The following is a 1,181-nucleotide window of genomic DNA, read 5'->3' on the forward strand; positions in this document are numbered from 1 at the left end:
ATCATCGACGACCACGGCAAACACCTCGCTGCTGAAAAATTCCTGGCGGTCGGGTCCGGTTACCGGAACATCCTCGCCTTCATCACCCACTTCGGTCTGGTCATCGGCGTGGGCGTCGAAGGAACCGGCAGTTATGGAGCGGAACTCAGTCGAGTTCTGCGAACAGCAGGACTCCCCGTCCACGAGGTCAACCGACCCAACCGCCAAGCACGGCGCCTACGCGGAAAATTAGATCCTTTGGACGCCTACCAAGCAGCCGAATCGGTCTTAGCGGAACGAGGCATCTCGACGCCGAAAACCAAAGACGGCCCCGTCGAATGCCTCCGCGTCCTCCGCGCCGCTCGCAGCTCAGCGATGAAGGCGCGCACCACCTCCATCAACCAGATCAAGGGAATCCTCGTCTCCACTCCCGAGCAAGTGCGGAGCAGGTTTCGCGCCCTGAGGAGCGCACAACTCATCCTGGCGTTGGAACGCTCCCGTCCAGTAGGAAACCTCACAGATCCTGGCACGGCAACGGCCCTCACTGTGAAGAAACTCGCCGCCCGATACCAATTTCTCGAGCGGGAGATTCTTGACACCGATACGGCGCTGGCAGAGATCCTCCGGGACAGCGCACCGCTGTTGCGAGACGTCCCCGGCGTTGGCATCGAAGTAGCCAGCCAGCTCCTCGTCACCGTGGGCGACAACCCCGAACGCATCGCCACTGAAGCGCAGTTCGCGGCCCTTGTCGGCGTCGCCCCCATACCAGCGTCATCCGGCAAGACGAGCCGGCACAGGCTCAGCCGCGGCGGCGACAGAGCGGCCAACGCGGCAATCCACCACGTCGTCGTCTCACGCCTCGCGACCGACTCCCGGACCAGAGAATATGCGGCCCGACGAACGGCTCAAGGCAAGACCAAGAAGGAAATCATGCGCTGCCTAAAACGATACGTCGCCCGGGAACTCTACCGTCAACTCACCAACCCACACGCGGCGCCCTCGATCACCGACCTACGCACCGCGCGCCAAGACCTCCACATCACCCTCCGCGAGGCAGCAGGCCACGTCAACACCTGGCCCGGCACCCTCTCCCGAATCGAACGAGGACTCAGCCGAGACGACAACCTCGCTAACCAATTTCGGGACTGGCTCCACAAGCAAAAAGCCATCCAAAAAAACAATTGACAACTATAGGAGCATCA

Annotated in this window: 1 protein-coding gene; it reads left to right on the top strand. The window is 61.7% G+C overall.

What is annotated here, in order from left to right; translation table 11 throughout:
* Positions 1-1,164 (top strand): IS110 family transposase (locus CXY73_RS00025; RefSeq protein ID WP_233198048.1); only part of this gene is annotated, 1,164 nt, incomplete at its 5' end.
* Between the last annotated feature and the right edge of the window lie 17 nt (positions 1,165-1,181).

The organism is Cryobacterium sp. Y50, from assembly GCF_002929805.1.
Classification (GTDB): domain Bacteria; phylum Actinomycetota; class Actinomycetes; order Actinomycetales; family Microbacteriaceae; genus Cryobacterium.